The sequence below is a fragment of the Priestia sp. USM5 genome (genome assembly GCF_058323215.1).
Map to the genome: position 1 here is coordinate 1,696,795 of NZ_JBSGKN010000001.1, position 25,655 is coordinate 1,722,449.

25 protein-coding genes are annotated in these 25,655 nt (G+C 37.4%); 17 read left to right on the plus strand and 8 right to left on the minus strand.

Annotation, left to right across the window (positions count from 1 at the left end; genetic code table 11):
- Positions 1 to 520 precede the first annotated feature (520 nt).
- Positions 521 to 1,153 (minus strand): spore coat protein, encoded by a 633-nt coding sequence (locus ACWATA_RS09330; protein WP_028412794.1) that lies wholly within the window; start codon positions 1,151 to 1,153, stop codon positions 521 to 523.
- A 208-nt stretch (positions 1,154 to 1,361) separates the two neighbouring features.
- Between ACWATA_RS09330 and ACWATA_RS09335 the strand changes: the two genes are divergently transcribed.
- Entirely contained in the window at positions 1,362 to 1,913 is a 552-nt protein-coding gene (locus tag ACWATA_RS09335) for a hypothetical protein (protein WP_071273296.1), read from the plus strand.
- 22 nt (positions 1,914 to 1,935) lie between these two features.
- Here the strand turns inward: ACWATA_RS09335 and ACWATA_RS09340 are convergent, their stop codons facing one another.
- On the minus strand, positions 1,936 to 2,388 hold the full coding sequence (locus tag ACWATA_RS09340) for a Dps family protein (protein WP_274862518.1): 453 nt from the start codon (positions 2,386 to 2,388) through the stop codon (positions 1,936 to 1,938).
- A 192-nt stretch (positions 2,389 to 2,580) separates the two neighbouring features.
- On the opposite strand from ACWATA_RS09340, the gene ACWATA_RS09345 reads away from it, so the two are divergent.
- The 3 genes from ACWATA_RS09345 (at position 2,581) to ACWATA_RS09355 (ending at position 4,387) form a co-directional block, all read left to right on the plus strand.
- Entirely contained in the window at positions 2,581 to 2,862 is a 282-nt protein-coding gene (locus tag ACWATA_RS09345) for a hypothetical protein (protein ID WP_013057684.1), read from the plus strand.
- A 93-nt stretch (positions 2,863 to 2,955) separates the two neighbouring features.
- On the plus strand, positions 2,956 to 3,129 hold the full coding sequence (locus ACWATA_RS09350) for a hypothetical protein (RefSeq protein WP_013057683.1): 174 nt from the start codon (positions 2,956 to 2,958) through the stop codon (positions 3,127 to 3,129).
- A gap of 556 nt (positions 3,130 to 3,685) precedes the next feature.
- Complete coding sequence (locus ACWATA_RS09355) at positions 3,686 to 4,387, plus strand: poly-gamma-glutamate hydrolase family protein (protein ID WP_473049778.1); 702 nt, start codon at positions 3,686 to 3,688, stop codon at positions 4,385 to 4,387.
- A 51-nt stretch (positions 4,388 to 4,438) separates the two neighbouring features.
- Here the strand turns inward: ACWATA_RS09355 and ACWATA_RS09360 are convergent, their stop codons facing one another.
- Complete coding sequence (locus ACWATA_RS09360) at positions 4,439 to 4,708, minus strand: CPCC family cysteine-rich protein (RefSeq protein ID WP_033579458.1); 270 nt, start codon at positions 4,706 to 4,708, stop codon at positions 4,439 to 4,441.
- Positions 4,709 to 5,003: 295 nt separating this feature from the next.
- Here ACWATA_RS09360 and ACWATA_RS09365 point away from each other — a divergent pair, with 295 nt between their 5' ends.
- The 3 genes from ACWATA_RS09365 to ACWATA_RS09375 all read left to right on the plus strand — a co-directional run bounded on the left by ACWATA_RS09365 (position 5,004) and on the right by ACWATA_RS09375 (position 8,771).
- Positions 5,004 to 5,564: a copper resistance CopC family protein gene (locus ACWATA_RS09365; protein WP_098625852.1), complete on the plus strand. Its 561-nt coding sequence runs from the start codon at positions 5,004 to 5,006 to the stop codon at positions 5,562 to 5,564.
- Between the two features lie 4 nt (positions 5,565 to 5,568).
- A complete protein-coding gene (locus tag ACWATA_RS09370; protein ID WP_232217049.1) occupies positions 5,569 to 6,630 on the plus strand; it encodes a copper resistance D family protein in 1,062 nt (353 codons plus the stop codon).
- Positions 6,631 to 7,043: 413 nt separating this feature from the next.
- A complete protein-coding gene (locus ACWATA_RS09375) occupies positions 7,044 to 8,771 on the plus strand; it encodes an ABC transporter ATP-binding protein (protein ID WP_034270099.1) in 1,728 nt (575 codons plus the stop codon).
- Between the two features lie 42 nt (positions 8,772 to 8,813).
- On the opposite strand, the gene ACWATA_RS09380 is transcribed toward ACWATA_RS09375, so the two are convergent.
- Together ACWATA_RS09380 and ACWATA_RS09385 are read right to left on the minus strand one after the other, a co-directional pair.
- Positions 8,814 to 9,479: a type 1 glutamine amidotransferase domain-containing protein gene (locus ACWATA_RS09380; RefSeq protein WP_028412803.1), complete on the minus strand. Its 666-nt coding sequence runs from the start codon at positions 9,477 to 9,479 to the stop codon at positions 8,814 to 8,816.
- Between the two features lie 97 nt (positions 9,480 to 9,576).
- A complete protein-coding gene (locus ACWATA_RS09385) occupies positions 9,577 to 10,155 on the minus strand; it encodes a hypothetical protein (protein WP_028412804.1) in 579 nt (192 codons plus the stop codon).
- A gap of 150 nt (positions 10,156 to 10,305) precedes the next feature.
- On the opposite strand from ACWATA_RS09385, the gene ACWATA_RS09390 reads away from it, so the two are divergent.
- Entirely contained in the window at positions 10,306 to 10,704 is a 399-nt protein-coding gene (locus ACWATA_RS09390) for a FixH family protein (protein ID WP_034270096.1), read from the plus strand.
- Between the two features lie 63 nt (positions 10,705 to 10,767).
- Here the strand turns inward: ACWATA_RS09390 and ACWATA_RS09395 are convergent, their stop codons facing one another.
- Positions 10,768 to 12,144, minus strand: coding sequence for an aminotransferase-like domain-containing protein (locus ACWATA_RS09395; RefSeq protein WP_473049779.1), 1,377 nt, complete (start codon positions 12,142 to 12,144; stop codon positions 10,768 to 10,770).
- 150 nt (positions 12,145 to 12,294) lie between these two features.
- Here ACWATA_RS09395 and ACWATA_RS09400 point away from each other — a divergent pair, with 150 nt between their 5' ends.
- Both ACWATA_RS09400 and ACWATA_RS09405 read left to right on the plus strand, forming a co-directional pair.
- A complete protein-coding gene (locus tag ACWATA_RS09400) occupies positions 12,295 to 13,212 on the plus strand; it encodes a DMT family transporter (protein WP_034270093.1) in 918 nt (305 codons plus the stop codon).
- Between the two features lie 294 nt (positions 13,213 to 13,506).
- The gene (locus ACWATA_RS09405) at positions 13,507 to 14,838 is read left to right on the plus strand and encodes a polysaccharide biosynthesis protein (protein ID WP_013057669.1); all 1,332 of its coding nucleotides are present in this window, start codon (positions 13,507 to 13,509) and stop codon (positions 14,836 to 14,838) included.
- 35 nt (positions 14,839 to 14,873) lie between these two features.
- Here ACWATA_RS09405 and ACWATA_RS09410 read toward each other — a convergent pair whose 3' ends face one another.
- A complete protein-coding gene (locus ACWATA_RS09410) occupies positions 14,874 to 16,664 on the minus strand; it encodes a transglycosylase domain-containing protein (protein ID WP_034270090.1) in 1,791 nt (596 codons plus the stop codon).
- Between the two features lie 822 nt (positions 16,665 to 17,486).
- On the opposite strand from ACWATA_RS09410, the gene ACWATA_RS09415 reads away from it, so the two are divergent.
- The 6 genes from ACWATA_RS09415 (at position 17,487) to ACWATA_RS09440 (ending at position 23,101) form a co-directional block, all read left to right on the plus strand.
- Positions 17,487 to 18,089: an alpha/beta hydrolase gene (locus tag ACWATA_RS09415; RefSeq protein ID WP_098113309.1), complete on the plus strand. Its 603-nt coding sequence runs from the start codon at positions 17,487 to 17,489 to the stop codon at positions 18,087 to 18,089.
- 290 nt (positions 18,090 to 18,379) lie between these two features.
- On the plus strand, positions 18,380 to 19,090 hold the full coding sequence (locus tag ACWATA_RS09420; RefSeq protein WP_034270087.1) for a polysaccharide deacetylase family protein: 711 nt from the start codon (positions 18,380 to 18,382) through the stop codon (positions 19,088 to 19,090).
- Positions 19,091 to 19,105: 15 nt separating this feature from the next.
- Entirely contained in the window at positions 19,106 to 19,699 is a 594-nt protein-coding gene (locus ACWATA_RS09425; protein ID WP_028412811.1) for a DedA family protein, read from the plus strand.
- Positions 19,696 to 20,829, plus strand: a complete 1,134-nt coding sequence (locus ACWATA_RS09430; RefSeq protein ID WP_028412812.1) for an MGDG synthase family glycosyltransferase — start codon at positions 19,696 to 19,698, stop codon at positions 20,827 to 20,829. Before ACWATA_RS09425 ends, ACWATA_RS09430 begins: the two co-directional genes overlap by 4 nt.
- 92 nt (positions 20,830 to 20,921) lie before the next feature.
- The gene (nfsA, locus tag ACWATA_RS09435; RefSeq protein ID WP_473049780.1) at positions 20,922 to 21,671 is read left to right on the plus strand and encodes an oxygen-insensitive NADPH nitroreductase; all 750 of its coding nucleotides are present in this window, start codon (positions 20,922 to 20,924) and stop codon (positions 21,669 to 21,671) included.
- Between the two features lie 428 nt (positions 21,672 to 22,099).
- Entirely contained in the window at positions 22,100 to 23,101 is a 1,002-nt protein-coding gene (locus ACWATA_RS09440) for a 3D domain-containing protein (RefSeq protein WP_274862515.1), read from the plus strand.
- An 80-nt stretch (positions 23,102 to 23,181) separates the two neighbouring features.
- Here the strand turns inward: ACWATA_RS09440 and ACWATA_RS09445 are convergent, their stop codons facing one another.
- The gene (locus ACWATA_RS09445) at positions 23,182 to 24,324 is read right to left on the minus strand and encodes a C40 family peptidase (RefSeq protein WP_473049781.1); all 1,143 of its coding nucleotides are present in this window, start codon (positions 24,322 to 24,324) and stop codon (positions 23,182 to 23,184) included.
- A gap of 194 nt (positions 24,325 to 24,518) precedes the next feature.
- Here ACWATA_RS09445 and ACWATA_RS09450 point away from each other — a divergent pair, with 194 nt between their 5' ends.
- Positions 24,519 to 25,568, plus strand: coding sequence for an anthranilate phosphoribosyltransferase (locus ACWATA_RS09450; RefSeq protein ID WP_028412816.1), 1,050 nt, complete (start codon positions 24,519 to 24,521; stop codon positions 25,566 to 25,568).
- The last annotated feature ends 87 nt before the right edge of the window (positions 25,569 to 25,655 follow it).

Consider the following 25,655-nt stretch of genomic DNA (forward strand, 5'->3'; position numbering starts at 1 on the left):
CATTTAGGGGAATTAATCTTAACTTTACCATCATGGTCTATCACATATCGGTTCTACAGTTCAACTGACTTTTAGCAAACGTATTGCGAGCGTGTTATGACACCTCCTTTAACTGTAATCCGAGTATATATGATGCATCTCTCACTCCTTTCTATTAGTTAACTGTATTATAATACATAATTAATCAAAATACTACAAATATTCAGAAAATAATTCAAAATGCATAGTTTTTTGTCATTTTCTGAAATATATACGCAAAAGAGATTGAAACACAACTATATCAATCGAATCTAAAGGGGAACAAATTGGATAAATGGTCGAGTATGGATCGCTTGTTCCACCGCTGTTGATTTCCGTGCATGACTTCACTTCCCGCAGGAGTCTTCGCCTTTCCCTCCAATCAACAGCTAGAATCAACTCTAAACATAACCTATATTCACCATATTAATGAAAAGATCCGAACGATGAATCGTTCGGATTTTCCTTTAATTAAAATACGTTTGCCCCAGCCTCTTTGTAATTAATGCAGTTTATGGTTATTAGGCATCTGAGGAGAGGCAGTAGCTTTTGCGAAACTTGTGATCATTTGCTGCATATCTTCTTTTGCAAGCTGCGGCACTTGATAATAATGATGTTTGTTTTGATAAAGAGAAATTTCATAAGCCATTTCAATCCAATTAGGAACACTGTCTCCGAATATTCGGCGAACAACAGGATTAGTTATTTCTAAAGCTGTCATAGTTAAAAGAGATGCTTGAGACTTGACTAGACCCAGCATATGACCTGAAATTCCTTTTTCATTAATTTCCTCAACGGACTGATTCGGCTTTTTAGGCTGCGAAGGCTTTAAGCCATAAACAAAGGTATGAGACTGCTTCATGTTATATACATGTGTAGAACCGGCCGGCTTTTGGCCAGTAGAAAAAGCTTCTACGATTAAATTATATTCATTTAAAATAAACTGATATTGCCGATCAATAATATCAAGCAGCTCTTGTTCTTTTACATATTGCCTAAACATCATAAACTGATCCATTACATTGATCGAGCCGGCAAGTGTTTCATGAACGTCAAATAGCTCATGCCCTCCATGGTTTAATTGAGGGGGGACAGCTCCAGTTTGCATGTTTGTAGGAAGTTCGTGATTATTCATACTAAGTCCTCCTTAAAATCGGTATCGACTATAGTCTTTTAACTTCTTCAAGTTTTATACTCAAACTTGATTTATTCATAAAATGTCGCTCTACATAACTTAATTTACCTCTAGTTAGTTAATTAAAGGGTAAAAATGAAAGGGTTTTATAAAAAAAAAGCGAATATCAATAACAATTCACGATCTATAGATAGGGGAATCAAAAAACATGAATGAGCTGCTGTCATACTCAAGTGAATTAAAATATGAAGCAAATCAACTGGTGGTATCCAACCGTTTATTTAATTTGTTAAGAGAATACGGTTGCCCGCTCTCAGGGGAGAGTTTTGAGTTAAATGTCATGACAAATCGCATCATTAATTTTTACGTAGGAAATGATGAAATGGATGAAGAATCTATTTTCCACATGGGATATCAGCTTACAAAGCGTTTTCAACCTTATAAGATGATATTTGCTAATGAAAAAGATAAGTATCAGTGGAGTGTGTATATGATTCAGCAGGGTGAAGAGTGGAAGCTTGATATTTCCGTGCTTCCAGAAAATATCGTGAAGGGCAAAGTTGAGAAACAAGAATTATTAAAATCACTTCTCACTGAAAAGAAGCGGGAATGTATTTTATTTTTCAAGCAGCAAAGCGGATATAATCGCTACTATACGAGTGATCATGTGTATAAGGCTGTGCTAGAAGATGACATTCACGATGATATGTCTTTTTTTATGTGGCTGCAAAAACAAAAAAAAGGAAATCAACAAACGTAAAAAAGAGCCGGTTAGGCTCTTTTTATGCATTTACAGATGTTTTTACAGGTAAAGCAGCTTTTAGCATCCAAATATGTTTTTCAATGTTGCCAATTGTTCCAATGAATAAGTCAGCTGTTACGTGATCATGTGCTTCTTCAGCTTTTTCAACTGCACTTTTTAGGTTTTTAACAAGTAGCGTATAGTCAATAATTAAGGCTGCTACCATTTCTTCACTCGTTTGCTCATTTCCATCTTCAGAAAGAGTAGCTGCTTGTAAAAATTGCTTCATCGTAGCAATCGGGCTTCCTCCAATGGCTAATAATCGTTCTGCATATTCATCTATATAGTCTGCCGTCTCATTATAGAATTCTTCAAATTTTTCATGAAGCGTAAAAAATTGAGGCCCTTTTACATACCAGTGAAAGCGATGTAGCTTCGTATATAATACGTTAAAATCGGCAATTTGTTGGTTCAATACATTTTCTAAATTCATAGTTAATAGCCTCCTAATGAGTGGTTGTTATCTTATGTTTATATTATATCAAATATCAAATTAAAATCAATACTTATTTATAATAATTATTAAATAATAATAAGAACGCTTTTGAATTGCAGTTATTCTCTTTAAAAACTCTAAAGATATGATAGGATAGAGCAAGAGTATTGAAAGGAAGAAGGGTTAGTCATGCATATTACACCAGAAGCAAAACAATTAATTAACAATATACTTGAAGAGCAGGAGATAACAGGAATTCGCTTGTATTTCAAAGGAATTAGCTGTGAAATCCCTAATATTGGGTTAGCTTTTGAAGAGCCTTTTGAAAATGATGAAATGTATGAAGTCGACGGAGTACAAGTAGCAATGGAGGCTTCTATTGTGCCTTATACAAATGAATTAATGTTAGATGTTCATACAACGCCGTACGGTCCAGGTTTAGCATTAGTTGGGGCTAAAGAAGCTGAGTAAAAAATTTATGTAAGAGAAGCTAACAGGTTTGTTGTTTGTTTTGGTAAACCTTGGTTTACTTAATTCAAACGTTAGTGAAATGGAGGGGGACCTATGCTTCTTTCTCATCATGTAACGGTTGAACAAAGACAGCAAATCAAACGCTTTAAGCAGCAAATACAAGACGCAAAAACGCTAGACGAGCGCCGTTTGTATCAAGCCCAGCTAAATAAATTTGTTGAGCGCCTATTTATTGAGAATCGCTTGCAGCGCAGCGGCGAACAATAAAAAACACCTAGAAAAGAAGCCTTCAAAAGAAGGTTTCTTTTTTTTAGTAGATTATTATACTTTTACACCTTGTAATTATTCATTTTCTTATATATCGCCCTTTATCTACTTAAAATCCGGTTTTCTGTATGAATATAGCACTAAAAACGTGTAAGTCACTATTAAATGAAAGCGCTTTCTGATATAGTGAATGTATAGAATTGTACTTGTTCACCTACAATGTTCATAAGGAGTGGTTTGTATGATTGAAAGAGGAAACTTCTTAATTGGTTTAGCGTGGGGAACATCTTTGAGCATACCTTTATGGATCGCCTTCTTTGGCTGGATAAAATTAGTTTGGCGCTTGCTTTAAATAAATAAAAACAAAAAAAGTAAAAAAAACTTCAGTGAATATGCGCTGAAGTTTTTTTAAATAGCATAAATAGGCATTAAGAACTATTTAATAAATTGCAATTTGTAACGATAAGTAAATAAGACTACTATAAATATTATTTTTGGATTTTTTAGGTTTCTAATGTTTTAGGTCTTATTACACAATAGGAAGAAGGAGTACAAATTGAAAAGCTATCGTTTAGTAAGTTTCTCTACCTTATGTATCTGTCTATTCGTTTTATTCATTTCACCTTTTCAAGACACGTCTAGTGCATCAACTGATAAATATCAAAATTTCAAGCAGCTCTCACAGCACGAGTCTTCAGCTAGCTATAAAGTGACGACTAAAGAAGCGAAAAGCCCTGTCCTTATCTTTGCTCCACACGGTGGAGGAATTGAAGGAGGGACAAGCGAAATTGCCCAAGAGCTTGGCAAACAAAATGCTCTCTACCTATTCGAATCGTTAAAATCGAAAGGCTCGCGAGATCTGCACATCACAAGCACTCATTTTGATGAGCCTACAGCGCGTAAGATGGTAAGCAAGTATGATAATGTTTTATCTCTTCACGGGTATTCTGGGAATAAAAAATATATTTTTGTAGGGGGAACTGATCGGGAACGTGCAAAAAAATTAACGCAATTATTAAATCAAAATGGATTTCCGGCGGAACTTATCACAAAAGGGCACGATGAGATTGCAGGCATTAATCCTAAAAACATTGCAAATAAAAATCGTACCGGCAAAAGTATTCAATTAGAGATTAGCCAACCGCTGCGAAATGCCATGTTTCATTCATTCACTTCAAAAGGAAGAGCTTCGTCTAAAACTCAAACTTTTTATAAGTTTACAAATGTGCTTTCTACATTTGTTTCCACTTCTTACTGAATCCAAAAAAGAATGCTTTCGCAAGCATTCTTTTTTTATAAACTAGTTTTGCTACTCGTGACTTATAATAGGTTTCCAGTTAAAATCTTTTACATCTTGAACAGAAGGCTTTCTCACGTGCTGTAAGCTTTCTTTATTACACGCTCCATAAACTATAAAATTTTGCTGAGCTTCTATTAAAGAAATAGAGTTGGCTCCTAGTTCATTGGCATTCAGCTTTTGATACGGATCGTCTTCCCAAAAACATATCTCACAAATATCATAGTCACCATCACTGTCTAACGATTGATAACCGCAGCAAGGGCACGTATACTTTTTCATTGTTCCTATCCTTTCTGTATGGGATTTTAAGCTAGAAAAAAGTCAGCCATCTTATTTAACTATTTTACTATATTCAAAGGTAACCTGAAAGAATATTCAAAAAAATTACAGCAGCATATTTCCTAGGATTTGTGAACATTTTATAACGAATTGGTGATAGTTCTTGTGAGATTGAGTGAAAAAGGAGTACACTTACTAGGAAAATAGATCGTGTTCGGAAACGTCTACATAAAAACATTTTTGGATATGATGAATGAAAAAAGAAAAAAGAAAAAAGAGATAGGGAGTCATAAATATGAAAAAAATAATAGGTTTACTTTTAGCATGCTTTTTAGCTGTCCCGACAGTTAGTTTTGCTCATACACATGTGCAAACAACCGTACCGGAAAATGGTGCAACTGTTACAGCTCCTCTAAAAGAAATTAAATTAACCTTTGAAACACCCATCGAGAAAATCAGTACAATGACCGTTACAAAAGATGGACAAAATATTTCACTTGCGTCGCAAAAAGTAGAGGGTCATGATTTAATAGCTTCTGTTGATCAGCCTCTTGAAAACGGATCTTACGCAGTGAATTGGGAAATTGTAGGGGAAGATGGTCATGTAATAAAAGATTCGATTGCTTTTAAAGTAGATGTGAAAGATGAAGCGAAAGAAGAGAATACTCAAGCAGCCGGAAAAGATAGTGAAAAAAAGCAAGGCACCACGCAGTCCGAACAAGATCAAAAAAGTGCAGTAGCAAAGGATGAAAAAACAGATAACAATGATTCTTCATCGTTTTTTGTTATCATGATTATTGCTATTGTAGTGGTGGTTGGCGCATTACTCTTAATCTTCAGAAAGAAAAAGGCTTAAAAAGATGAGTGTTTTGTTGCCTGTTTTTGAGTGGTTCACATACGTAGCTCTTTCCTTATTATTAGGATTTGCCGTACTGCAATATGTGCCCCTTACAAAAAAGCCAACAATTTTATTATCAAAGCGATGGCTACTTGCAAGTGCAGCGGCTGTCGCTCTTTTTTCGGTTGGAAATTCGCTTGAGATTATTTTATCTTTTTCAAAAATAAGAGGGTTAGGTGAAACAGTTCGTCTTGTATTATTGGAAACAAGAACGGGACACGCCTGGATCTTTGTTGTACTGATTGCTATTTTATGTATGGTTGCTGTTTCAATAGAGAGCCACCCCCATATGTATACATTACTGACTGTAGCCTTAGTGGGAGGAATCGCCTACGCAAGTCACGCAGCATCCGCTTCTGTGCTTAGCGGCATGTTGTCTCATTCCCTTCATATTTTAGCAGTTGGACTGTGGGGAGGAGTGGTTCTGATTGTTGCCGCTTTTTCAAAAGAAACTTCCAATTGGAAAAGTTTCTTAAGCTGGTTTACTCCTTTTGCGATCGCTTGTTTTGTGCTTCTTTCATTAAGTGGGTTCATTTCGATGGTTATTATCATGGGGCTGTCCAACTATGTAAATTCATGGGCTACAGATTACGGGCAATCTCTTTTGTTAAAGCATATTACGATTATTCCGCTGCTTGCATTTGCCGTCATCAATGGCTTTCTTATGAAAAAAGCGATAAAACATCCAGAATATAAGCCCGTGATGTGGATTCGAGCAGAAAGCATTATTTTGCTTATCATTTTTTTATTTACAGCTATCATGGTAACGCAATCGCCGCCAACTAATATAAGTCATATGGCAATGGATTCATCGATTCTTCCTTTTATCTATGGGAAACAAGTGACGCTGCCTCTAACGTTTCACGTAACGATTGTAGGAATCCTATTCTTATTTGTTGCACTGCTGTTTTTTGTGTATTTACTTGTTTGTTTTTACAAAAAGACAGTATGGCTCAGCGTATTAAGTGCGGGTTTGTTTGTGTTTGCTTTTTATATTGCGATGATGACAAGTATTCAAGTCTAAAAACAGTGAGAAATATCTCACTGTTTTTTTATTAGCCATTAAAAGTAGTGTTATCTCTCGGGCCATTTCTCGGAGAAGGGGGCATCGGCATTTGGGAACTAGAACCGGAGCCGGATGTAGAGCCGCTTGGAGGCGATATATTTCCTGCGTTTCCAAAAATAACGATCCCGCCAGAAATGGTGCCAATAGAAATAGATTTAATATAAACAGACATCCTTATTCAACCTCTCATCTAGTAAAAGAATTCAGTGTACCATAGTATATGACCAGCTTGTCATTTTTGTATAGACGAGTTTAAAAAATAGGTAAAAGCTTAGAAGTTCAGGTTGAGAAAGGAAATGGTGTAAAATAAGATAGAACTTTGAAGGTAAAGTGTTGATATCACCTATTAAAAGAAGTAGAAAGGAACTAAGATGAATACGCAAAAAGGAATTCATTTTTCATTTAAAAAATTATGGTTGCTAACGAACCCTCCGACAGGAAAGCTACTCATTTCGTTTATACTGGCCTTAATTAATACCGGAGCGTCGCTTTCTATTCCTCTTGTCATTAAAGAAGTGATGGAGAAAATTGCAGTAGGCGTCTCACCGCAGCTTATAGCAGGACTCCTTGGTTTATTTGCTGCTCAAATGGCAACAAGCGCAGTATCTCTTTATCTCCTTGCTCAAGTAGGCCAAGGTGTTGTAAAAGAACTCAGACATAAAGTGTGGAACAAGCTCATAAAGCTTCCGGTTTCATTTTACGACCAAAATCGTTCCGGTGAAATGGTAAGCCGCATTACAAATGATACAACCATTGTGATGAACTTATTGTCAACAGAAATGATTGACTTTGTTAAAAATATTTTATCTATTATCGTTGCCATTGTTATTTTATTTACGCTTGATGTACCCATGACGCTCATTTTATTAGCGGTTATTCCCGTTATGTTTGTACTGGTTATGCCGCTAGCGAGAAAAATACATAAAATTTCACGTGAGCAGCAGGATAAAATGTCCAAGCTTACAGCTTTTTTAGCTCAAATGCTGAGTGAAATCCGCTTGATTAAAGTATCCGGTTCAGAGAAAAAAGAAGTTGATTCCGGCTTACAATCGTTTCAGTCACTCTACCTCTTCGGTGTAAAGAGAGCTAAAATTGAAGCTATCATTACACCGATTATTAGCACGGTGATGACCGCTGTTATGATTGCCATCGTCGGGTTTGGTGCATACCGGGTGAGTGAGGGATTTATCACTGCAGGAGAGCTGGTGGCTTTTGTTCTTTACCTTTTTCAAATTATGGTTCCGGTTGGTTCACTTACCCGATTTGTTACGAGCTTTCAGCAAACTAAAGGAGCTTCAGAAAGAATCTTTGATATATTAGCTGAGAAAGAAGAGAACTATGAAAATGGAGAAGTGCTTGAACAGGTAGGGAGTTTAAGGTTCGATAAAGTTGCTTTTCAATATGAAGATAAACCCGTATTGCAGGAAGTTTCATTTTCTGCTAAAAAAGGAGAAGTTACCGCTTTTGTTGGACCTAGCGGAGCTGGAAAATCTACTGTTTTTTCTCTTATCGAACGCTTTTATGAGCCTTCATCGGGTCACATATTCTTGGATGGAACAGACAGTCAAAACGTCAACTTACGTTCGTGGCGTCACCTATTTAGCTATGTTCAGCAAGATTCTCCGATTTTAGCAGGAACAATTCGAGAAAATCTCATTTACGGATTAGAGCGGCATGTGACGGATGAAGAAATAGAAGAAGCAGCAAAGTTAGCGAATGCTCATCATTTCATTCAGTCCTTTGAAGCTCAATATGAAACAATGATTGGAGAAAGAGGTATTAATCTCTCAGGAGGACAGCGACAGCGTATTGCAATTGCCCGAGCGCTGTTACGAAATCCTCAGTTTTTATTACTGGACGAAGCGACAGCTAGCTTGGACTCCGAGTCAGAAAAGCTTGTGCAAGAGTCATTGGAGACAGTAATGAAAGAACGCACATCACTCGTCATTGCCCATCGTCTATCTACGGTCATTAATGCAGACCAAATTGTTGTAATAGAAGAAGGGCAAGTTACAGGAAGCGGAACGCATAAAGAGCTGTTAGCCTCTCATTCTTTTTACCGGCGTTTGGTAGAGCAGCAGTTTCAAACATCCCTATAGAACAAACAAAAAAAGACTGCTTTCGAGCAGTCTTTTTTTAGTTTATTTATTTAGCTTTTTAACTAATTCATCACCCATTAACTCAGAAGAAAAAGGATCTCGGCTTGTGACAATTTGATCATTTGCCCAAACAGCATATGCTTTTTTATCCATCTCAGGGATGTAATTAGCCACTTCACGAAGTTCTTGTTCTAAACTGTATGGTAAAAAGGGAAGTACTTCTTCCGGTTCAATTTCATCAGGATAACCGGTTACGTCTAGTCCTTTAATTAAAAGTTCATCATCGGATCCTTTCAAGAAAGCAAACACAGAAGGTCCGTGACACTCAGCTGCTAAAATACCTCCGTTGTCGTACACTTTGTTCATAAGTGCATGCAAGTCCACATTTTTTGCTAAGTCAAACATAGCGCCGTGGCCGCCTACTACTAAGATAACGTCATAGTTCTCAGCATCTACTTCTTCAAGTTTCATTGTCTGATCCGCTCTTCCTGACTCATATAATTTCTTATACGTTCCGTCTGGATCAAAGTCTTCTGAAATACTTCGAACGTCTAGTTCCGGCTTACCTCCAAAAGGTGAGGCTAAGTCAACGGTGTGTCCTGCGTTCTCAAGCTTTTGCAGCGGAGCAAATAATTCTTCTGCCCACCAACCTGTGTGATAATCTTTCTCTTCGTATCCGCTTGATAATACAGCTAACACTCTTGCCATGTTTATACCTCCTAAATGATGTAAAACGTATAGTGATACATATCATGTATTCATTGTGAACTGTACCCTATATAAAAAAACTTTAAACAATGGCAAGTTATGAAAAGGTAGCGTGAATCATAAACAAAACCAAAAAAGAGATAGCAAATTTAAGATGCCACTTTTTATCTGTACGCTTATAGCGCTTCACGCCCATCACGAGCAGACAAGCTAGAACAGCCATCGTGATAATTCCTGAAAAGTACGTAAAATTTGCTTGAAATCCTTTTATCAAAGCCATATAACCATGTAAAATAATCAAAGCAGTTGATATAAGGGCAACGGGAACGTGCCACTGACGAACGTACTTGGCTAAAAACTGAATAAGCGGTTTTAACTCAAACTTTCCTTTTTTAATTTGCGATATCGGTTTCCATTTTAATAATAAAAAGATAGGATAAATAGCTAAAGCTGCAAAGAAACCAATTCGTGCGATAGAACCAAGCTCTTTAAAATTCCCTTCGTATATTTTAGAATCAAGCGGAAGGGAATGTTTATAAATAGGGACGTAAATAAGCCCTGCTACAACTAGTAAAAAAGAGATAGTAAAGATAAAGATCACTTTTTTACGCTCACTTTTATTTTTGATTAACGTCTGTAGCCATGATTTTTTAGCTGGAGATTTAGCGGAATTCATTTTCTTCCTCCTTGGAAAAAACTAGTTAGTATCAGTATGAACTTTTTTTCTTAAAAAATCTTTAAAAATCCTTCTTTTTTAAAAAAATTCATTTTTTTCTTTGCAATACGCGTTATAGTTAAACAAAGGGTTTAAAAAGGAGATGAATACATGAAAAAAAGAATAAGTATATCTATAATCAGTCTTTGTTTACTTTTAACAGCCTGTGGTCAGGAACCTGCTCAAAGCACAAATGCTGAGCAGCCAAAACCGTTGGACGTAAACCTTCAAGGCCCAGAGAAGTTACAGAAAAATGAAAACGGTATCTACAAAGCCGAAGTTACATATGGAGACGAAAAAGTAAAAAATGATGACGTTGAAATGATTGAATTTGAAATAGAGAAAAAAGATGGCGAAGGGAAAGGGAAGATGTTAAAGCCTAAACAAATAGGAAAAGGTGTATATGAGATACAAACATCTTTCTCTGAGCCTGGCACATATACCGTGCAGTCACATGTTTCTGCAAAAGGGACTCATAACATGCCTCTTATAACCGTTACGGTTAAATAAAAGAAGTCAAGGATGCTAATTCCTTGGCTTCTTTTCGTTTAGTATGTCCGTTAAATTCCCATTCTACAAGGGGAAAAGGTTATTTGGAATAGGATGATGTTTTCTATCATCAATTAAAGTAATGCACTGAGCCAGCTGTTCAATCCCTCGTTTGATCGTATTCTTATTTACTTGTGAGATGCTTAATCGGAGAAGCGTGTCTCGTTTATATTCTGGTAAAAAAAATCTAGAAGCATCATCAACATATATGTGCTGCTCGTTTAGCATGTGGACGATCTGTTTTGCTTTCACATGCTCAGGCAAACTAATGGATAAATAGAATCCTGAAGGCGGCTTAGAAAAATGTGTATGAGCGGGCAGCAGTGAATCACATGCTTCTACAAGAGTTTGCATTTTGGTATGGTATACCTCTTTTATCTTTTTAAGATGACTAGTAAACATGCCGCTTTTTAAATAAATTTCAAGAGCGCCTTGGGAAAGCGCTGAACTATTAAAATCTGAACTGAATTTATATCGTAAAAAGTTGCTATTCATTAACGAAGGAAGCACGATAGCAGCAATGCGTAACCCAGGAAGAAAAATTTTTGAAAAGCTTTTAATATAAATGACTCGTCCAGAAGGATTAAAAGAAAATAAAGGATCTGATTTTGCATCGGGATCAAGGTCGCCCAAAAAGTCATCCTCGACTATATATACATCGTATTTTTCGGCCAGCTCCACGATTTTTTTCTTCTCGAAATTTGTATAACAATGTCCAAGAGGATTATGGAATCTTGGAATAATATAGAAAAATTTTATGTCATTATTTCGAAAAATGTACTCCAAACGATCAAGATCAATCCCTTCCATCGATAGCTCGATCCCAAAAGTAGTAGCTTGGTGCAGGGTAAGAGACTCGATAAAACCGAAATAAGTGGGCTGTTCAATCAGGATATTATTTTTTCCATTTGGAAATGGCATAGAAACTAATAAGTGAAGAGCTTGCTGAGACCCAGATACAACAACTAACCTTTCAGCTTGAGTGAACACCTGTAGGCTCTGCAAGTGTTTCACTAACTGTACCCGCAATGAGTAAGAGCCTTGTTGATCAGAGTATGTAAAAAGCTTTTCTTTGTAGTGTTCAATTGCTTGGTTTATACAATGCTGAAATTCAAGATAAGGCATAACGTTTTTATCTGGACCAGCAGACAAGAAATCAATCACTTCATTTTCATTCGTCCTATGTTGAAATTCTGCCACAACGTAGTAGCCGCTTTTAGGAACAGAATAAATTAAATGCTCTTTTTCTAATTCGCTGTACGCTTTAATAACGGTATTCTTGCTGCACGAAAAATGGTGGGAGAGTCGGCGAACAGAAGGGAGTTTACCACCTGCAATAAGCGATCCATTTGCTAGGCCAAGCTTAATTTCTTCCATGATTTTTAGATATTTCAAACTCATAGGTCCTACTCCTTTAATTTGTACCCGTACAGTTAGGTAAAAGAATGATTTATTTTACTAGTTGTCCTGCGCTATCCTTTTAATTATATCAGAACTTTTTTTAGAAAAATGGTACAGTTCTGAAAAATAAAAAGACAGGGGTAGGGTAAGATGCAAAAAGAAACGAGAGAGAAAATCGGCTTATTGTTAGGGGTAGTAGGCGTTATCTGTTTTAGCTTAACCCTTCCTTCTACAAGTGTTGCAGTCGAGTATTTCGGAACGACAGTCGCCGGTTTAGGAAGAACAGCTATAGCTGCTATCTTAGTAGCTGTGATATTGATTGTACGAAAAGAAAAATTTCCTTCTTTTCGCCAATTTAAAAGTCTGCTGATCGTTGCTTTAGGCGCAGTTTTAGGGTTTCCTCTGCTCACTTCCTGGGCAATGAAATCATTGCCTGTTTCTCACGGAGCGGTTGAACTCGCTCTTTTACCATTAGCCACAGCCGGTTTTGCGATGTTTAGAGGAGGTGAACGTCCTTCTTTCAAATTCTGGATATCAAGCATGATTGGTTCTGCAGCTGTTATCGTGTATGCTCTTCACCTCGGATTTGGTCAACTGCAGTTTGCCGATGCCGCTCTACTAGCAGCGGTGCTGATACTTGGACTGAGCTACGCAGAAGGAGGGGTGTTAGCAAGAGAATTAGGCAGCTGGCAGGTAATTGCTTGGGCCATTATCATCGGTGCGCCATTTTTTATGATTCCAGTGGGACTAAGCATTACAGCTGAAATGCTTCATGCGCCTTTAAAAGCGTGGGTTAGTTTGATTTATCTATCAGTCGTGAGTCAATTTTTAGCATACGTTGCTTGGTACAGCGGGATGGCTATGGGGGGAATAGCCAGAGTTAGCCAGGTTCAATATTTGCAGCCATTTTTAATGATTCTGTTTGCAGCTCTATTTCTAGGCGAATCAATTACACTTTTTACTCTTGCTATAGCAATAATTGTTGTCTTTTCGGTTGTGCTAGGCAAAAACGCCTCGGTATCAAAAAAAGAAGTGCATCCCCAGAAAATGATGAATAAAGACGCTTAACTAATATGTAAATTTGTTACATTAAAACAACATGCTCTATTTCCGTTAGCAATCGGCAGGTTCATTCAGTCTCCTGTTTTTCTATGTAAGTTTCAAGAGCCAAAAGATAAGAAATGAATGAATTTCCTATGTAAAAAAGGTATATAACGGTTTTTTTTCACATAGGTTGAACATTATACAAGAACTTGTACACCGAAAAAATACAATTAGACAAATAATTCGTATTGGGCTTGTCATATACATAGAGAGAAGAGGTAGTGATGAAAAAGGACGGGAGATAGAGGAGATAACGAGATGAACACTTTTTTGAAAGGAACGTTTATTCTAGCAGGTGCTGCCTTTGCAGGAGAGTTAATTGAATTTCTTGTAAATATGGTACTTGCTAGAGAATTAGGAAGGGAAGGCATGGGCATGTACATGACTGTTCTTCCTATCATTTTTCTTATTGCCACCGTAGCCAACTTAGAACTGCCTATTTCTATTTCTAAATTTCTTGCTGAACATCATCGCAAAGAACATCAGCATATGATGAAGCATGCCACCATTTTTGCGACTGCTGTGAGCTTGGGGATCTTTTTTATTACACTGGCCGTATTAGCAGCCTTTCCATTTTTCAGTCACTATCATCCTTACTTGAAATGGGTTGTACTATGTTTCATTCCGGTTGTTTCATTTTCAGCGGTGCTTCGTGGATATTTTACGGGTAAAAATAATATGACGACCATCGCTGTGTCTAATTTTATTCGCAAAGCCTTTCAGCTAACTATTTTATTTGTTGTTTTTCAAATGTTCGCTTTCACAGATGTTAAAATGTCTCTGTTTATTGCGATTTGTACACTGATTGGAACCGAAGCTGTTATTTTGCTTTATTTTTTTATCACGTATGTTACTCAGTTAAGTGTTTTATCAAGAGGGCACAGGCCTCTGCTTTCTCCAAGTGAGATTCGGAAAAAGCTGTTAGGCGTCTCACTTCCGACCACGGGACTGCGTTTATTTAATGCGGTATGTAATGCTATTCAGCCGTTTTTAATCAAACACGCGCTCGTTTTATCGGGCATGACGTTAACCGGGGCAACGCAGCATTTTGGTATGCTAACAGGGGTAGCGATGTCGATCGGCTTTTTTCCGGCTTTCTTTGCTCACTCTCTTTTAGTAGCACTCATACCTGCTGTATCTGAAGCTCATGCGAAAAATCAGGAAGAACAGCTTCAAAGACTTTTGACTCAAAGTATGCAAATGACATTTTTATATGGGATTCCGTCTATAGTGGCGATGTATTTCTTTGCTGAGCCGCTTACTAACTTGTTTTTTCATTCTACAGAAGCCGTGTACTATCTAAAGGCTTTATGGCCGTATTTTCTTTTTCACTTCTTTGCCGTCCCGCTTCAAGCTTATTTAATTGGACTCGGCTATGTAAAAGATGCTTTTTATCATACGATTTGGTCTCATATTGTCTCTTTTTCCCTGATGTTTTTCTTAGGATCACAAACAAATATTGGCATGCAGGGAATTATTATCGGGATGAACTGTGGCGTGGTTGTTTTGACCGTTCTGCATTATGTAACGATTTGCAAAGTCATTAACGTTTCCTTTTTTTCACTTAAGCATAAAACGCATTTATCTTAAAAAAACCTCCAACAGTGAAGTTGGAGGTTTTTTGGTTACCAGTTATTCATAATTGAGCTAAACAGTGTAGCAGGGTCTTGTCCGCCGCCGCCTGATAAGTATTTCGTTGTTTGCGTAGAATTAGCATTATCAAAGCCAGCGTGGATAGAAACGACTGCATCATCGGTATACCCGACAAACCAAGCATCTTTGACGTCGTTGGTTGTACCGGTTTTACCTGCAGCATCTCGTGAAGAACGAGCGTTAACACCTGTTCCATAGCTTTTTTCAATTACGTCTTGCAGCATGGATGTCATTGTATCCGCATTTTCTTCACTCATTACTCGCTCTGTCTGAATGTCTGGCTTTTTCACTTCACCGTCGCGCATCTCAATTTTTCGAATTGCGTACGGCTTAGTCATGACGCCTTTGTTAGCGAAGGTTGTATACCCTTGTGCTAACTGAAGGGGAGAGAACGTTGTCGTCGTTCCTCCAAGAGCAAGTCCTAATTTTGACTTATCGTCATCTTCAAGAGGGAGTCCAGCTTTTTCCATGAATTTTACGCTTGTATCAATACCAATTTGTTTTAAAAGCCAAACAGCTGGAACGTTAAGTGAACGAGTAAGTGCTTCACGCATTGTCACATGCTTTTGATATTCACCTTCTGCGTTTTTAGGGCTATATCCACCGCCAAAGTCTTGTCGTTCGTCACTTAAGAGTGAAGTTGGTGTATAATCTCCAGTTTCTAATGCTGGACCGTATACGGCTAAAGGCTTAATAGCTGAACCAAGCTGATAGCCGCTTGTAGCACGGTTTAAGCCGTTTCGCTCATAGCTGCGTCCTCCATACATCGCTGAAATCCCGCCTGTTTTAGGGTTGACAGCTGAAATCCCAACCTCTACTTTGCTGTTGATGTCATCATCTCGGAACGTATGATTTGCTACAGAGTTATTAATCGATTCCTGTAAATTAGGATCTAAATCTGTATAGATGGCATAACCACCCTTATAAAGGTCATCAGCAGATACGCCATATTGTTGAGCAGCTTCTTTAATTACATAATCAATAAATGCTTGATTTGAGTTCGGTTTTTTAACCGGAATACTAGGCTCGACTACGCGTTCGTTTAACGCTTGCTGATACTGAGTATCGCTAATAACGTTTTGGTCATGCATCAGTTTCAATACAACGTTTCGTCGGGCTGTTGCTTTTTCTGTACTATTGCTTGGTGAATACGTACTCGGCGCTTTTGGGAGTCCTGCTAAAAGCGCAGCTTCGCCTACGGTTAAATCTGATACAGGCTTATTAAAATAAATCTGAGAAGCTGCACCAATACCGTATACACCGCTTCCGAAATAAATTTGATTTAAATATAATTCCAAAATTTGATCTTTTGTAAATTGTCTTTCTAAGCCTAGTGATAGAAACATTTCATCTACTTTACGTTTAATGGTCTTATCACTAGATAAGTAAAGATTTCTTGCTAACTGCTGTGTAATGGTACTTGCGCCTTCAGCTTTACTCATTGTTACAATGTTCTTAAAAAGGGCGCGGCCAATACCTTGTAAATCAATCCCAAAATGCTTGTAAAAGCGACGGTCTTCCGTTGCAACAAACGCCATTTTTACATAATCGGGAATTTCATTGCTCGAAACATTTTGACGGGGAACGGTTTTATACAATTCGTCAATCTTACGGTCATTTTTGTCATAGACTACCGTACTTTGAACCGACTGCAGTTTCGAGTAAGATAAATCAGCCGTTTGCTGAAATTGCTTTAATACATAGGTAACTCCTAGCATTACAATTAAAACAACGACTAAAAAGGCTAAAATAAATTTCCTCATGTTGGTTCACTCCACTAAGTAATAATTCCATGTTCACACATAGCTACATTCTTCGTCTTTACAAGGTCGTTATGTAAAGAATGCTGAAGTTTGTTGACCCATTCAATCTTTTAACAAAGAGATGGGTGATAAAGTATTAACGTTTAAAAGCTGACGCGCTAAGTTTAATAAAGGCTATTATTCAGGTGCAGGTAAGTTTTTAGGGTATAAGATGATTGACATAAATAGCTCTTTACGCAGTTATTTTTTGCTTACTCGCAGATGCTTCGTTTTTTTATTAAACTGAAACAAAGTGAAATACAATCATCTGAACTTAGTTTACCCATAAATTTGTGTTTGTCAAATAAAGTCGTATAAAGCACCATTCGGGGCTTTGTTCCCCTTTATGAAAAACCAAGGCGGTATTTTACGTTCTGTTTCTCATAGAAAAAAGTTGTTATAACACGTATAAGAAATACGATTTAGTACGCTCGGGTATAAATGCTGATATCTGTTGAAAGTAACGAAATAAAGAAAAAATTAACTAATTTATCAGACTAGGGCACTTTTTATACGAAGGAGGACGGGCGAGTTTTAATTATTATCCACCTTTTGACGGGAGCACTTAGATAAAAGTGGAATATTTCTTTACCCGCTGTAAGTCAAACGAATTAAATACCTAGCTGCATATGAGTAATGGTCATATGAAGTTATTCAGTATTATGTGATACTGCCAGCAAAACATACAGGTATTTCTTTGACAGTAGTTCCTTTACAAATGCTTCGAAAGTTCTTATAATAAAATTATCTTTAATTCGAGATATTTAAAAGGAGTGGATATACGTGAAACATATTTTTAAAAAAGGAACGGACGAGACGAAACCGACTTTATTGCTGTTGCATGGTACAGGAGGTACAGAACAAGATCTGCTCCCTGTTGCAGATATGATTGATTCCTCTTGCTCCGTATTATCTGTAAGAGGAAATGTACTAGAAAACGGAATGCCCCGTTTCTTTAGACGTTTACAAGAAGGAATATTTGATATAGAAGATTTAATTGAACGTACAAAAGAACTTCATCAATTTTTAGATGAAGCGGCTGAAACATATTCATTCGACCGACACAACATCGTAGCTGTAGGCTACTCAAATGGTGCCAATATTGCAGGAAGTTTGCTGTTTCATTATGAGAATTCTTTAAAAGGGGCGGCTCTTCTTCATCCGATGGTTCCAAGAAGAGGAAGTGAAGTGCCTAAGACCGACGCCTCTATCTTTATCGGCGCAGGTACAAACGATCCTATTTGCCCAGCATCAGAAACGGAAGAACTTTCTGCTCTTTTAGAAAAAGCCGGAGCGGACGTACAGGTCCATTGGGAATCATTTGGACATCAGTTAACACGAACAGAAATTGAAGCAGCTGAAAAATGGTATCGGTCAAAATTTTAATTTCAAAACTTTCCGCACTCGTGCGGGAAGTTTTTTTATTTTCAAAAAACAAGGGCAGTTATCATACAAAAGATAGATATAAATGGTAAAAAGTACTTTTTTTACTGAATGAAGGGAAATTTTATGATATCATTTTATTTCCGGTATATCCTTGCAGAACAGCTATTTTTAGGTAAAGTATCAAATTATTTTAAAATTCCTGGCTTCTATCACAAAAAAATGAAACCAAAGTCTGAGTAAACCGTTATAATAAATGCAGGATTTAAATTCAAAAGGATGGTTAAAAGCATATGACTCGTTTTTTTATTGTTTTACTTTTCGTTCTAATGGTTATATGTGTATATACCATTATTTCGCAAACCCTTTACCGTCGCTATCATTCATCAGTCATAATAAAAGGGGCAAAAAAGCATAAAATAGCTATAACATTTGACGATGGGCCTCATCCTGTTTATACGCCAAAAATTTTGGACTTGTTCAAACTGCATGAAATGAAAGCTACTTTTTTTATTGTGGGAGAACTAGGGGAAAAACACCCGTCTATTTTAAACAGGATGATTGATGAAGGACATGAAGTAGCTATACATCATCATCGTCACGTGAGTGCATGGACGCAAACACCTTGGCAATTAAAAAGACAAATTCATCAATGTGCACAGGTTATAGAGAAAGTAACAAATCAAAAGCCGCTTTTTTATCGTCCGCCGTGGGGACATTTAAATATGAGCAGTTTATTAATGGCCAAGCCATATCACCTCGTGATCTGGACAGGAATCTTTCAGGATTGGACACTAAAAACAACGAAAACGGCATTAGTTCAAAAACTAATGCGTAAAGTAGAAGATGGAGCCATTTTTGTTTTACACGATAATGGAGATACCCCGGGAGCAGATGAAAAAGCACCTGAAATGACGATTGCGGCGTTAGAAGAATTTTTACCTTACTTAAAACAGCAAGGGTATGAAAGTATAACCATGCAGCAATTGATGAATCAATCGTAAATAGAGGAGCGAGCAGTGGACTTAACAATTATTTCTCAGTATATACATTCCTATGGTTATATTGTTATTTTACTTGTACTTTTTTGTGGGATCGTTGGAATTCCAGCGCCTGAAGAATCATTTTTAATATTATTAGGCATGTTTATTGCCAAACATCAGCTGAACTTATACGAATCATCTCTTTTTGCTTTTTTAGGTGTTATAACTGGAATGCTTACTGCTTACGGGCTAGGAAGGTATGCAGGAACCCCATTTTTTGATAAATACGGAAAATACGTAGGGTTAACCAAAGAGAAAATTGAAGCGGCAAGCGGCAGCTACCATAAATATGGGATATGGACCATTTTATTTGGTTTATATATTCCAGGCTTACGTCAAATTAGCCCATATATGGCAGGAATAAGTCGCTATCCGTTTTTGCTTTATTTGCTGTTATCGGTGGTAGGCAGTCTAGTATGGGTCCTTTCTTTTCTCGTTCTAGGTTACTATGTAGGAGACCGGATTCATATTTCGTATATCATTATGGGAGCTGTAGCTTTTTTTGTTATTTATTTACTTATAAAAAGAAAAAGAAACCGAAAACGTCTTGAGAGGAGGGATGGTCAATGAGGAAGGTTCTGTTCTTGCCGCTTTTTCAGATGCCATCTGGTCATCACCAAGTAGCAGACGCCGTTATGGATGCCATCATGGAACGTTTTTCTCACGTTATTTGTCAAAAAATTGATTGTTTAAGCTATTGGAGCAAACCGCTTGAACAAATGATTTCATCGATATACATGAAATGGATTTCTGTTTTTCCAAAGCAGTTTGAAAAATTTTATTACGGGCATGTATACAAAAAAAACGACCATACGATGGATGATTTTGTCGTGAAAAAGTGGCCGATTATCGAATATCATATGAAGAAATTAATTGATGCAGAGCAGCCCGACGTCATTGTTTGCACACACAGCTTTCCTTCCTGTGTATTAAGCGGCTTAAAAGAAAAAGGAATCATTGATCTTCCTATTATAAACGTATACACCGACTTCTTAGTAAGCGACGTATGGGGTAAAAATGGAATCGAGCTTCACTGCGTGCCTGATCAGGATACGAAAGCATTTCTACAAAACGTTCACGGTGTAAAAGAGTCTTCTATTTATGTAACGGGCATTCCCGTTCATAAAGCGTTTTTAAAAAGACGGATTGACCATCTCATGCCACAGAAGCATATCCTGATTGCCGGCGGAAATTCGGGCCTTGGGAATGTACGCAAAATGCTTCAGCAGCTTCCGCAAAACTGTACGTATATGTATTATGTGCTGTGTGGAAAAAATAAAAAGTTGTATCAAGAACTAGTGAAACTAAACCACCCGAAAGTTAAAGCGGTCCCGTATGTAAAATCAAGAGAGAAAATGAATGATTTATATGAAGGAGCAGATGCCATTGTCACAAAAGCAGGAGGCGTTACAATTAGCGAAGCCCTTCATAAGAGACTACCTATTTTTATTCATTCATCTCTTCCCGGTCAAGAACAAATTAACATTGAATATCTAAAAGAAAAAGAGCTGCTGATACCGCTTAATGATGCTGAAGCCTTTGAACAGCAGCTTAAGAACATTTTAGAAAATGATGTGAAACGAAACCGGTTGATAAAACGAATGGACGAATATGTAGACAGCTTAGAAGTAAAAGTAGATCGCGTGCTTGCAGATCACTTTAAGCTGTATCGATATGAGACAAGTCAAAATCAATTTTAAGCAGAACATTGGTTATTTCTTTTTACATTCGATAAACTAACTGTAGATATAACATCTGTAGAAGGTTAAATGAAGTAAAAGGAGATTATAATATGAACTCAGTTATTGAAACGATTTTAAATCATCGTTCTATTCGCAAATATGAAGACAAACCATTGTCGGAAGAGCAAATTCAGACGATTGTAGAAAGCGCACAGGCAGCTTCCACATCAAGCTATATTCAAGCGTACTCCATTATTGGAGTAAAAGATAAAGAAACGAAGCGAAAGCTTGCCCAATTAGCAGGAAATCAGCCTTACGTAGAAACAAATGGACACTTCTTTGTATTTTGCGCTGACTTTCATCGTCATGATGTCATTGCAGAAATGGAGAAAAAAGATTTATCGACAGCGCTCGAAAGCACAGAGCAGTTCATGGTAGCTATTATTGACGTTGCCCTTGCTGCGCAAAATGCAACGCTTGCTGCTGAATCAATGGGACTTGGAGCTTGTTATATTGGCGGTTTGCGTAACGAATTAGAAGAAGTAAGCAAATTGTTAAAACTGCCTCATCATGTAATCCCGTTATTTGGTCTAACGGTTGGATATCCAGCGGGTATGACGGATAAAAAGCCGCGCTTACCATTTAAACATGTGTATCATGAAGAAACATATGAGCCAAACCATGAGCAGACGAAAAAAGAATTAACGACGTATAACGAAGAAATTTCTGCTTATTACAACGAACGAACAAATGGCAAACGCCAAGACACATGGACTGGTCAAATGGCTGAAATGCTTTCCAATCCTAAGCGTATGTATATGAAAGAATTTGTTGAAAAGCAAGGATTTAATAAGAAATAAAAAGGCTGGGACACAAGTAGTTTAGCCGAATTGAAAAGCGAACCGCTCATCAGAATCTTTGATGAGCGGTTCGCTTTTTTTGTTATGGTGAACATAGGTTTCATTTATGTAGTTCCTTCTAGCAGTTGACTGGATTCATTTCCAACCTCTTTTTTGTTACGAAAAAACTTAATATACCCGTTAAATGGTCAATAAAAAAGAAGAGGCATAGCCAGCAATGATAGAGAAATTTAACTATTTTGGTTAAAACAACAATAAAAAGCAGTAAAAAGTAGAAACGTTTCATCATATAGCCAAATTATCAGAAATATTACGTTTAAACGTTCCTTTTTGTTAAGTTTTGTAATAAAAGTAGCATGGCTCTGTAACGGCTGTGAAATGTGAGGATGATATCATTCAATCATTGAGTAAATAAGGAGGTATTCGTAATGAAAAAATTTATATTTACTCTAGGAACAACAGCAATCCTTTCAGCGGGATTTGTAGGTGCAGCTTCTGCTTCTACAAGCGGAACGTATCACGTAGAAAAAGGTGATACGTTATGGAAAGTCGCTCAAAAGCACAGCGTGAGCGTAGACGAGCTAAAAGATGCAAATAACTTAACATCTAATATTATTTATCCAAATCAAGAATTAAACGTAGCTACTATAAAAGAAATGACGCACAAAGTTCAGCAAGGAAATACATTATGGTCCATCAGTCAGCAATACGGCGTGACGGTAGATCAAATTAAAGAATGGAACGGACTGAAGTCAGATTTAATTTATCCTGGCGAACAACTAAAAATTCAGTCTCCAAACGGCCAAGCTCAGCAATCAAGCCCTTCAGTAGCCCAAGCTGCTCCAGAAACTCAGCAAGCTCAAGCGCCGGCTGAACAAACTCAAGAAGAACAGCAGCAAGCTCAAGCTGAACAAGCTCAAAAAGAGCAGCAGCAAGCTCAAGCTGAACAAGCTCTAAAAGAACAGCAGCAAGCTCAAGCTGAACAAGCTCAAAAAGAGCAGCAGCAAGCTCAGGCTGAACAAGCTCAAAAAGAGCAGCAGCAAGCTCAAGCTGAACAAGCTCAAAAAGAGCAGCAGCAAGCTCAAGCTGAACAAGCTCAAAAACAACAACAACCTGCTGAATCGTCACAACAAGCCAGCGGCAAATCAATGACAGTTGAAGCAACTGCCTATACGGCTAATTGTGCTGGATGTAGCGGTACAACTGCTACAGGAGTGGATTTAAAAGCAAATCCAAACCAAAAAGTAATCGCTGTTGATCCTAGTGTTATTCCGTTAGGTTCGAAAGTTTATGTAGAAGGCTATGGTGAAGCTGTAGCTGCCGATACAGGTGGAGCAATTAAAGGCAATCGAATCGATGTATTCGTTCCTTCTGAAGGTGATGCTCAACAGTTCGGAAGAAAATCTGTTAAAATCACGGTTATGAACTAAGAAGTTCTTTATAAAATTGCTAGTCTAGTATAGAAATACATAGCTAGTAAAACAAAAGAGGTGCCATAAGGCACCTCTTTTTACTTTATAATACGCTTTGCGCCCGCATAGCTGTTTTTCCAGTACGCTGTTGAAAGTGATTGCGTTTTAACGCCTTTGCTGCTGACATAAATGAATTCTTGTTTGTCTAGGTAAATTCCTACGACTGAAACGGATTTGCCGTTTTTAAAGAAAACTAAATCTCCAGCCTGCAGACTGTTTTGCTTTACGTCCGTTCCGCTTTTATACTGATCTGCTACTGTACGGGGGATAGAAATAGTTGAACCCGCGTTTTTATATACATACTGTGTGTACCCTGATACATCAAAACCTTTTGGTGTCGTTCCTCCATATTTATATGGCTTTCCAATTAGCGTTTTGGCATACGATACGATTTGCTGCTGTTTTGCACTAACAGAAGTTTGGGGTGCTGGAGCCGGCGCAGGTGCGCTTGTACTTTTCACTTTCAGCACTTGTCCAACTTTTAGCGCATCTGTTTTTAAATTGTTTAATTTTTTTAATTCAGCTACCGTCATGCCGTACTTTTTAGCGACTGCTGTCAGCGTGTCTCCCTTTTTCACCATGTAGGTGCCATTGTTATCAGCCGGTGTAGATGGAGCTGTTGGTGAAGGTTGAATATCTTCATCAAGCAAATAACTCATATTTGCGCTAAACGTTACTTTTCGCTTCGTTTTATAGCTCTTCGCTTTTTGCTGAAATTGCGTATTGTATGCGTTGATTTCTTTTTCAAAATTTGCAGAGATCTTATTAAATTCCGCGTCACTTACATCTCCAAACGCATAGTCTTCAAGATCTACAATGTAATTGTAAAGAGCAATTAAGCTGTCATATAAATACCCTTGAAGCTGATCAGCTTCTGAATTAAGATGATTCATCGCGTAATTTTTATCAGTCTTTGTTAGAAACTGGTCAATTTGATCCGCAAGCTGATCATATGCCGCTAACGCTTTTTCGTCATCTTTTATTCCTTCAATTTCTTTTAGCTTTTTTTCTACGGTTTTATAAAATGGTGCGTAATAATCTGCTAGCGAATTAACGTCTTTTTGATAAACGCTCACAGAAGAAGCAGCATAAGCAGAGTGGCTAAAAACAGGCGTTGTCACCGATGCTCCTACTAAAACGGATGCTGCTATAAATGGTACAAGTAGTTTCTCTTTTTTCATTTGTAAAGTCCCCCAAATATCCAAATAATAGTATAGCAGATAGATTATACTATATTAGGTTATAAAAGAACTAGTACTTTTCCTTTAATTTCATATTTTTTAGCAGTTTGCGTACCTGATAGAAGATAATCTAAGGAGCAAAGGAAATATGTGATACAATGTACAAATATTCAGTTAAAAAGGAAGTGTACGATATGCAACAATTTATCAAAGAAATAGCGCGCGGAAAAAGAGGATCAACTGACTTAACGTATGAACAAGCAAAAGAAGCAGCTCGCTTAATCGCTTCTGGACAAGCTACGGATGCTCAGGTCGCTGCTTTTTTTATTGCGGAACGTATTAAAACCGAAAATGCAGATGAACTATTGGGATTCGTTCATGCTTTTCGCGAAAAAACAAAAGAGATACCGCTGTCTCAGCCGTTAAAAGATAAATCAATTGATTTTGCAAGCCCTTATGCAGGGAGAAATTCATTTTTTGCGACCATTCCTGTATCGATTTTATTAGCTGAAAGAGGTGTGCCAGCTTTTTTACACTGTACAGAAGCGCTTCCTCCAAAGTTTGGAACAACGATTGAAGATGTACTTCATTCATTACAGATCCCTCAAGCTCAAACGATTGAAGACATCGGTCATACGTTAGAAACATTAAAAATTGGCTTTGTAAATGCTGAAACAATCTCTTATCCTCTTAGTCGCATCAAACAAATTCGTCATGAAATTGGCGTAAGAACACTAATTAATACGGTTGAAAAACTATTAAATTTATCAAATGCTTCTTCTTTAATGATGGGCGCTTTTCACCGCACGGCCATTAACAAAATTGTGCCCATTTTTGCTTCGCTCCCGTTTAAACATGTATACGTGGTGCAAGGTATAGAAGGATCTGAAGATGTACCTGTACATAGAAGCAGCTTTGTTTTTACTATCTCAGAAGGAGAGATGGAGTCGTTTATTGTCAATCCAAAAGAATACGGACTGTTTGTGGAAGAAGAACACTTTGAAAAGAAAATAAGTGTTGAAAAACAAGCGGCATATGTGACGCGCATTTTGGAGGGTGAATCTTCTTCCGAACTGACTTATGTCTATAATCAAGTAGTATTAAACGCCGGCTTGCGCTATTATTTATTTGGCTATGAAACTTCTATTGAAGAAGGAGTAGACTATGCAAAACGTCAGCTAGCTGAAGGTCTAGGTTGGAAACACCTGCAGAAATGGAAAACACAAGTGATTTCAGAAGAGTAAAAGGTGAGCAAATATGCTCATCTTTTTTTATCGAAAGATATAAATCCTTTGTTTTTTATCAGAAAATTTAATATAATTAGTTGTGTA

Excerpts from the sequence above, each read along its gene's own strand:
- ACWATA_RS09330 (WP_028412794.1), bottom strand. The coding sequence starts at position 1,153 with ATGAATAATCACGAACTTCCTACAAACATGCAAACTGGAGCTGTCCCC.
- ACWATA_RS09335 (WP_071273296.1), top strand. The coding sequence starts at position 1,362 with ATGAATGAGCTGCTGTCATACTCAAGTGAATTAAAATATGAAGCAAAT.
- ACWATA_RS09340 (WP_274862518.1), bottom strand. The coding sequence starts at position 2,388 with ATGAATTTAGAAAATGTATTGAACCAACAAATTGCCGATTTTAACGTA.
- ACWATA_RS09345 (WP_013057684.1), top strand. The coding sequence starts at position 2,581 with ATGCATATTACACCAGAAGCAAAACAATTAATTAACAATATACTTGAA.
- ACWATA_RS09350 (WP_013057683.1), top strand. The coding sequence starts at position 2,956 with ATGCTTCTTTCTCATCATGTAACGGTTGAACAAAGACAGCAAATCAAA.
- ACWATA_RS09360 (WP_033579458.1), bottom strand. The coding sequence starts at position 4,708 with ATGAAAAAGTATACGTGCCCTTGCTGCGGTTATCAATCGTTAGACAGT.
- ACWATA_RS09365 (WP_098625852.1), top strand. The coding sequence starts at position 5,004 with ATGAAAAAAATAATAGGTTTACTTTTAGCATGCTTTTTAGCTGTCCCG.
- ACWATA_RS09370 (WP_232217049.1), top strand. The coding sequence starts at position 5,569 with ATGAGTGTTTTGTTGCCTGTTTTTGAGTGGTTCACATACGTAGCTCTT.
- ACWATA_RS09375 (WP_034270099.1), top strand. The coding sequence starts at position 7,044 with ATGAATACGCAAAAAGGAATTCATTTTTCATTTAAAAAATTATGGTTG.
- ACWATA_RS09380 (WP_028412803.1), bottom strand. The coding sequence starts at position 9,479 with ATGGCAAGAGTGTTAGCTGTATTATCAAGCGGATACGAAGAGAAAGAT.
- ACWATA_RS09385 (WP_028412804.1), bottom strand. The coding sequence starts at position 10,155 with ATGAATTCCGCTAAATCTCCAGCTAAAAAATCATGGCTACAGACGTTA.
- ACWATA_RS09390 (WP_034270096.1), top strand. The coding sequence starts at position 10,306 with ATGAAAAAAAGAATAAGTATATCTATAATCAGTCTTTGTTTACTTTTA.
- ACWATA_RS09395 (WP_473049779.1), bottom strand. The coding sequence starts at position 12,144 with ATGAGTTTGAAATATCTAAAAATCATGGAAGAAATTAAGCTTGGCCTA.
- ACWATA_RS09400 (WP_034270093.1), top strand. The coding sequence starts at position 12,295 with ATGCAAAAAGAAACGAGAGAGAAAATCGGCTTATTGTTAGGGGTAGTA.
- ACWATA_RS09405 (WP_013057669.1), top strand. The coding sequence starts at position 13,507 with ATGAACACTTTTTTGAAAGGAACGTTTATTCTAGCAGGTGCTGCCTTT.
- ACWATA_RS09410 (WP_034270090.1), bottom strand. The coding sequence starts at position 16,664 with ATGAGGAAATTTATTTTAGCCTTTTTAGTCGTTGTTTTAATTGTAATG.
- ACWATA_RS09420 (WP_034270087.1), top strand. The coding sequence starts at position 18,380 with ATGACTCGTTTTTTTATTGTTTTACTTTTCGTTCTAATGGTTATATGT.
- ACWATA_RS09430 (WP_028412812.1), top strand. The coding sequence starts at position 19,696 with ATGAGGAAGGTTCTGTTCTTGCCGCTTTTTCAGATGCCATCTGGTCAT.
- nfsA (WP_473049780.1), top strand. The coding sequence starts at position 20,922 with ATGAACTCAGTTATTGAAACGATTTTAAATCATCGTTCTATTCGCAAA.
- ACWATA_RS09440 (WP_274862515.1), top strand. The coding sequence starts at position 22,100 with ATGAAAAAATTTATATTTACTCTAGGAACAACAGCAATCCTTTCAGCG.
- ACWATA_RS09445 (WP_473049781.1), bottom strand. The coding sequence starts at position 24,324 with ATGAAAAAAGAGAAACTACTTGTACCATTTATAGCAGCATCCGTTTTA.
- ACWATA_RS09450 (WP_028412816.1), top strand. The coding sequence starts at position 24,519 with ATGCAACAATTTATCAAAGAAATAGCGCGCGGAAAAAGAGGATCAACT.